We start from the raw sequence: 6,753 nt of genomic DNA, 5'->3' as shown, positions 1-6,753 counted from the left end.
CGGGTCTGGGCGCGGCTGGCGCCCGAGGCCTGACCGGCGTTCCGGGTTCGGCGTCCTACCTGAGCTCGTCAAGGCGCGGGTAGGACGTCTGGGCCCCGGCCCGCTGCACCACCACCGCCGACACCCGGGTGCCGAGCGCCATGGCCTCGGCCAGCGACCGGCCGGCGTCCAGCGCGCTGGCCAGCGCACCCACGAAGGCGTCCCCGGCACCGGTGGTGTCGACCGCGGCTACCGGCTCGGCGTCCTGTTGGATGAAACCCCCGGTGGTGTCCAGCCCGATCGAACCGGCGGCGCCCAGGGTGACCACGACGCTGCGTGCCCCCAGGTCGACGAGCAGCTCGGCGAGCCGGCGGGCCGGCAGTTCGTCCGCACCGAGTCCGGCGACCACCGCCGCCTCGTGTGCGTTGACGACCAGCGGGTCGCAGACCGCCAGCACCTCCGGGGCGATCGGGGCGGCGGGGGCGGCGTTGAGGATGAACCGCAGCCGCCGCTCGCGGCAGGTGGCGGCCACCCGGCTGATGGTCTCCAGCGGCACCTCGTGCTGCATCACCACCACGTCGGCCGCCAGCCACTGCGGATGTCTCGCCAGGTACTCAGCGTTGACCAGCCGGTTCGCGCCCGGCGCGACCACGATGGAGTTCTCGCCGTCAGGGGTGGCCAGGATCAGCGCGCAGCCGGTGGCCGCGGCGGTCACCTCCAACGCCTCCAGGTGTACTCCGGCGGCCAGCAGGCTGGCGCGCACCACCGCACCGTTGGCGTCCGCGCCCACGCAGCCGTAGAAGCGCACCTCTGCGCCCAGCAGTGCGGCGGCGGCCGCATGGTTGGCGCCCTTGCCACCGGCGCTGGTCAGCAGGTCGCTGCCGAGCAGGGTCTCCCCGGCATCGGGACGCCGCTCGACCTGCACCGTCAGGTCTGCGTTGGCCGACCCGATCACCGAGATACCCATGGCTCCCCCACTCCCACACGTTCCAAGAAGGCTATGCCAGTTCGGCCATGGATCAGGCCGCGGTTCGGGCGCCGCGGCCAACGCCTATAGCATGTGCCCCATGCAGTCGGATCAGGTCAGTCCGCCGGACCACCCCAGCGCCCGAGTCGCCGTCGTGGTCCGGACCAAGGACCGGCCCCAGTTCCTGGGCCGCGCGCTGGCCAACATCGACCAGCAGACATTCACCGATTACCACGTGGTGGTGGTCAACGATGCCGGCGACCCCGAACCGGTGGACGCCGTACTGGCGCAGGCCCCCGCCGGGATACAGCGGCGCACCACGGTCCTGCACCGAAGCACCAGCACCGGGATGGAGGCCGCCGCCAACGCCGGGCTGCTGGCCTCCGACTCCGAGTTCTGCTGCATCCACGACGACGACCTGTGGGAGCCGGAATTCCTGGCCCGTACGGTCGGGTTCCTGGACGCCCACCCGGAAACCGAGATGGTGGTGGTGCGCATCCAGATCCGCTTCGAGGAGGAGGTCGAGGGCACCTTCGTCGAGACCGGCCGCAAGGACTTCTGGACGCACCTACCGACCATCACCATCCAGGAACTGGTCTGGGTCAACCGGATGGTGCCGATCGGGGTGCTGTACCGGCGGCGGCTGCACGAAGAGGTCGGGCTGTACAACGAGGCGCTGCCGGTGGTTGGCGACTGGGACTTCAACCTGCGGGTCGCAGCCCGGCACCCGATCGGCATCGTGGACGAACGGCTGGCGCTGTGGTGCCAGCGGCCGAGCGCCAGCGGTGCCTCGGCGAACAGCATCAACGCGCCCCTGATGCACGCCAAGTACGACATGGAGGTGCGGGCGGCGGCGATCAGGGACGAGATCTCCCGCGGCGGTTCGCTCGGCCCCTACCTGTTCGGGGCGTTCCTGGCCGCCGAACTGGTCGAGCACGGTGAGCGCGCCCGGGCCGAGATGGCCCGGCACTTCGACGACCTGCGCCAGGACATCACCCGCCAGATCGATGCCCGGTTCGACCAACTGACCGGTGATCTGCACAGCCGGATGGACGAACTGGAGCGCTACGTCGCCAACCGCACCAACCCGCTCTACCTGGTCAAGCGCGGCTTCGCGATGATCTTCCGGGGCGGTCCGCCGCCGGAGAAGTAATTGCCCTACCGGCGCCGCCTCCAGCCGAACCTGCGGCGGCGCGGCCCGCGTCGAGCGGCGGCCTGCAGTGCCTCCACCACGTCGTCCCACCACTGCTCCTGCGCGGCCAGCAACTGCGGTTCGGGACGCCTGACCGGCTGGGACAGCGGCTCCAGCCATTCGGCAAGGACCGAGTCGACGGCCACCAGCTCCTCCAGCGTCGGCACCTGACTGCGGCGTCCGAACCGCTCGAGCGCGCCGGCCAGCCGCACCCAGGTGTACTCGTCGGGTGCGACGGCGATCGCCGGTTTGCCCGCGGCCCAGGCGAACACCACCGGGTGGTAGCGGGACGTCACCACCGCTGCCGCGTCCCGGGTTCGGGCGGCGGTCTCCAGCGCCGAGGCGATCGGACGAAGTTCGGCTGGCACGCTGAGGTGTTCGGCGACCCGTGCGTGGAAGGCCTCGTCCCCGTCGCCGGTGCCGGGGACGGCCATGTGCGGCAGGAAGCTGACCTCGGCGCCCAGGTGGGCGGCGGCCACGTCCAGCAGCCGGGCGTACGCCCTGGCGGCAAGCGGTTGCGGGGTCGCCTCCGGCGGGCTGAAGGTGGCTGCGATGGTTGGCCGGGTGGCGGGTGCAACCGCTGGGGTCGGGTCGGGCAGGTCGGACGCATCGTCCAGCACCGCGCGCAGGCCCGGATGGTCGGGCACCAGTTCGCGGGCCAGCTCCAGCGAGTCCGCCTCGCGCAGCCCCACCAGGGACGCCCGCGTCAGCAGTTCGGCGAGGGTCTCGCGGTCGGTGTCGGACAGTTCTGGTCCCAGGGTCTGGCCGCCGATGACGACCGGTTTGCCCAGCCGAGCCGCGATGTGGGCCATGGCGGCCCGTTCGTGCAGCAGCCAGCCGTACCGGGAGTTCATGTTGCCGCCGCCGGCGATGAACAGCGCATCGACTCCGCGCAGGGTCTCGATGATCCCGAAGACCTGATCGGACGCGGGCAGCGCGTCGGCGCGTCCGGCCACCACCGACCTGATCTCGCCCAGGTAGCGCTCCCGATCTGCCGGCGGCCACGGGAAGACCAGGGTCGGCGCGGCGTCCACCTGAGCGCCGAAGTGCTGCCGGGTCTGCGCCTGGTCGCGGGTCAACAGGACGACCGAGTCGATGCCGCGGCGCGCGAACTGCTCCACGGCCGCATGCACCATCGCCTCGTCCCCGACGTGGTAGGCCTGCTGGCCGATGTCACCCTGGATCGCCACCCGCACCATGTCGCCACCTTCCTGCCAGCGGATTCGTGGCACGATGCCACATGCGCAATCGGATGCCACGTCCGGACGGGGCCGATGGGCAGCAGACCATCCGGATCCTCGTCTTCGTCCCGATCACGTTGTTGCTGCTGACCATTGTGGTCTTCGCCGCGCTGACCGGGCAGTTCAACGACTCGATCAACGCATACTACGGCGGGCCGGCCCGCGATGTCTTCGTCGGCTGCCTCACTGCTGCCGCGCTCGGGGTGGTGGCCTTCCGCGGCTGCTCCGACCTGGAGGACCTGGCCCTCAACTGCGCCGGCTTCTACGCCCCGATCGTGGCCTTCGTCCCGTTCGACTTCTCCCGGAGCGCGCCGACGGTGCGGGTGCAGGGCGAGGCCGATCCGACGCTGTCGCTGCGCGTGATCCTGCTCTGCTACCTGGTGGCGGCCGTCGGCTTCGTCCTGTTCGACTACTTCAAGGGGCCGTGGCCGCTGGGGCGGTTGTGGCAGGGCACAGTTGGGACGCGGGTGCTGGTGACCGCCGCGCTGGTCGGGCTGGCGGGCCAGACAATGCTGGTGCTGATCAGGGTGTTCGAACCCGACACCAGGTTCGCCGGGCTGCACCTGGTTGCCGCGTTCCTGCTGATCGCCAGCCTGATCATCACCGTGGCCAGCCACGTGGTAGCGCCCAGACACCGCGGCGGCGTCCACGACGCCGCCCACCGACCGGGGACAGGTCTGCGCAGCCTCTACCTCGGGCTGCTGGTCGGCAGGGTTGTCGGCGGCCCGGCACTGTGGTACGGCCTGCGGGCGGCGGGGGTGTCCAGCGCGCTGCTGTGGGTCGAGACGCTCGAGCTCGGGCTGTTCATGGTGTTCTGGGGCTTCGAGATCCGGCGGCACTGGACGGTCGGCACGTACGGCAGCGTCCCGGTGACGGTGTGATCCGGGTCACAGGACGACGACCAGGTTCTCGCCGTCCACGGTGACCGACGACGCCTGGACCAGCGGTTCGGTGGCCGGCCCCTGCACCACCGACCCGTCCACGATCGAGAACCTCGACCCGTGGCAGGGGCAGACCGCGTCCTGGCCCTGGACCGACTCCAGGGTGGGTTCCGGGCCGGTGGTGGTGGGGGCTGGGGCGGTTGCGGTGGTTGGGGCCGAGTCCGTGCTGGCGGCGGTGGCCGGGTCGGTTGCGCTGCCGGGCGCGGGCTCATCCCGGCTGCACGAGCCGAGCGCCCCGACGGCCAGCGCGCTCAGACCGAGTTGGATCACAGTGCGACGTTCCATGACGGCTCCTCGTTTGGACGCCCGATCGGCGGTGGCCCCCGGGAGGCCATGGCGCCCTGGGATCAGTGTCACATGGACTGTTGGGCGGCCTCAGCGATTGGCCTTGAAGCCCGAGCCCGTGATCCGCTCGCCGCCCCGGCCCCGGGCAGTTTCCGGGCGTGACGCAGGATACTGCTCGGGTTTGGCCCCGATCCCGGGCAGTTTCCGGGCGTGGTGCGGCATACTGCCCGCCCTGAGCCTGGGATGCCCCGATCCCGGGCAGTTACCCGTCCAGGGGTACGCAAAGTGCACGCGGGCGGCTCGGCCAGCCGCGTCACCCTTCCCGCCGCGGCCGAAATGGGGGACGCTGTTGCCATGAGGGCGCGTCCCAACGTGGTGCTGGCCACGATCACCGGGCTGGTGATCGTGCTGGCGGTGGTCGCTGCGGTGCTGACCCTCGGCCGACAACCACCCGAGCTCGACCAGGCCACCCCGGAGGGCACCGTCCAACTGTTCGTGATCGCGGTCATCGACCGGGACGACGAGGCGGCGGTCGGCTACCTGCACCCCGACCTGGAGTGCCAGGCGCCGCTGCGCAACTCCTACCGGCCGAGCAGTATCCAGATGACCGTGGTGAGCAGCGAGACGACCGGGGACGCCGCCACCGTGGTGGTTGAGGTGACCGAGCAGCAGGGTGGTCCGTTCAACTCGTGGTCGCATCGTGAGGTCTTCGACCTCGTCCGCGCCGGCTCGGGCTGGTTGATCACCGGCAATCCGTGGCCGATCTACTCCTGCAAGTGAGGACGGTATAGTGCTTGGTATCGCAGTCAGCCTCGTCGGCTGGGCCCTGGTGGCGGTGCTGATCGGGCTCGGCATCACGGCCGCCCGCCGACGCTCCTCCGACGGCGGCGTCGACGCCCGGACGGTGCGGCGGTTCTTCCAGTACGGCGTGCTGTTCGCACTGGTGATGGTGGTGGCGGTAGGCCTGTCCGACCTGCTCGCCCGACTGTTCGGTGCCGAGCCCGAGCAGTGGCAGGACGACTCCTTGCTGCTGGCGCGGGCGCTGGCATTCGTGCTGATCGGCCTGCCCCTGCTCGGCCTGGTCGGCTGGTGGTCCTGGCACAGCCACCGCACCAACCCGAAGGAGACCGGCTCACCGGTGTTCACCGGCTACCTGACGCTGACCGCGCTGACCAGCGCCGTGGTCGCCGCCGTCGCCGTGCAAACCCTGATCTTCGACGCCGTCGACGAAACGCGGCTCAACCCGCAGGCGGCAGCGCAGCTGATCGTCTGGGGAGCCATCTGGTTGGGCCACTGGCTGCTCGCCGGGCGGCTGCTGGACGCCGGGCGCAACGCGGCGCACCTGCTGCTCGGCTCCGTCCTCGGCCTGGTGCTGGGGGCGACCGGGCTGCTGCTCACGCTGGGACGTTCGCTCGACCTGCTGCTGCGTCCCGACGTGATGGGGCGACCGATCGTGAACCTGGCCGAGGCCGGCAGCGTGCTGGTCGGCTGGGGCCTGGTCTGGGTCAGGTACTGGGCCACCGCCGCGATCCGATTGCCCCGCCAGGGCTGGTGGCTCGCCCACGTGCTGCTGGTCGGGGTGGCCGGCGGACTGGTCACCGCGATCGTCTCGGCAAGCCGGCTGCTGTGGAGCGGGCTGGTCTGGTTTCTGGGCGACCGGCTCGACGTCACCTGGACGGCACACTTCGACGACGCCGCCGTCGAGCTGGCCGGGGTGGCGGTCGGAGCGCTGGTGTGGTGGTACCACCGCGCCCTGCTCGAAGGATCGGTGGCCGAGCGTGGTGAGGTGCACCGGATCTACGAGTACCTGGTCGCCGGCATCGCCCTGGTCGCGGCCGCGACCGGCGTGGGTACCATCCTGGTGGCGTTGGTCGAGTCGGTGACCCCCGGCGTCGACATCGGCATGACGACGATGAACACCCTGCTGGCCGCGCTCACGCTGCTACTGGTCGGCGTCCCGGTGTGGTGGTGGCACTGGCGCGGTGTCCGGGCTGCGGTGGCAGCCGGCCCGGCGGTTGAGGTGACGGCGCTGCCCCGCCGCGTCTACCTGGTGCTGCTGTTCGGGGTCGCCGGCGTGGCCGCCGTGATCGCCCTGCTGGTCGCCGGCTACAACTTCTTCCGCGACCTGGTGGACGCCCAGCTCGGCGC

General features: G+C 71.2%; 7 protein-coding genes. 4 read left to right on the top strand and 3 right to left on the bottom strand.

Going from position 1 to position 6,753, the window contains the following annotated elements:
* Positions 1–55 precede the first annotated feature (55 nt).
* Entirely contained in the window at positions 56–946 is an 891-nt protein-coding gene (locus tag WBL05_RS02810; RefSeq protein WP_424223606.1) for a ribokinase, read from the bottom strand.
* Between the two features lie 100 nt (positions 947–1,046).
* Here WBL05_RS02810 and WBL05_RS02805 point away from each other — a divergent pair, with 100 nt between their 5' ends.
* The gene (locus WBL05_RS02805) at positions 1,047–2,099 is read left to right on the top strand and encodes a glycosyltransferase family 2 protein (protein WP_424223605.1); all 1,053 of its coding nucleotides are present in this window, start codon (positions 1,047–1,049) and stop codon (positions 2,097–2,099) included.
* A 5-nt stretch (positions 2,100–2,104) separates the two neighbouring features.
* Here the strand turns inward: WBL05_RS02805 and WBL05_RS02800 are convergent, their stop codons facing one another.
* A complete protein-coding gene (locus tag WBL05_RS02800) occupies positions 2,105–3,370 on the bottom strand; it encodes a polysaccharide pyruvyl transferase family protein (protein ID WP_424223604.1) in 1,266 nt (421 codons plus the stop codon).
* An 8-nt stretch (positions 3,371–3,378) separates the two neighbouring features.
* Here WBL05_RS02800 and WBL05_RS02795 point away from each other — a divergent pair, with 8 nt between their 5' ends.
* On the top strand, positions 3,379–4,260 hold the full coding sequence (locus WBL05_RS02795; RefSeq protein WP_424223603.1) for a hypothetical protein: 882 nt from the start codon (positions 3,379–3,381) through the stop codon (positions 4,258–4,260).
* Between the two features lie 6 nt (positions 4,261–4,266).
* Here the strand turns inward: WBL05_RS02795 and WBL05_RS02790 are convergent, their stop codons facing one another.
* Entirely contained in the window at positions 4,267–4,605 is a 339-nt protein-coding gene (locus tag WBL05_RS02790) for a ubiquinol-cytochrome c reductase iron-sulfur subunit (protein ID WP_424223602.1), read from the bottom strand.
* A gap of 354 nt (positions 4,606–4,959) precedes the next feature.
* On the opposite strand from WBL05_RS02790, the gene WBL05_RS02785 reads away from it, so the two are divergent.
* Together WBL05_RS02785 and WBL05_RS02780 are read left to right on the top strand one after the other, a co-directional pair.
* Positions 4,960–5,385 carry a hypothetical protein gene (locus WBL05_RS02785; RefSeq protein WP_424223601.1) on the top strand — a complete coding sequence of 142 codons (426 nt, stop codon included), beginning with the start codon at positions 4,960–4,962 and terminating at the stop codon, positions 5,383–5,385.
* Positions 5,386–5,395: 10 nt separating this feature from the next.
* On the top strand, positions 5,396–6,753 hold a 1,358-nt coding region (locus WBL05_RS02780; protein WP_424223600.1), incomplete at its 3' end, for a DUF5671 domain-containing protein.

This window comes from Brooklawnia sp. (assembly GCF_049651565.1).
Taxonomy (GTDB): domain Bacteria; phylum Actinomycetota; class Actinomycetes; order Propionibacteriales; family Propionibacteriaceae; genus Brooklawnia.
The sequence above is the reverse complement of the archived record's forward strand: the minus strand, read 5'-3'. Positions and strand labels throughout refer to the sequence as shown.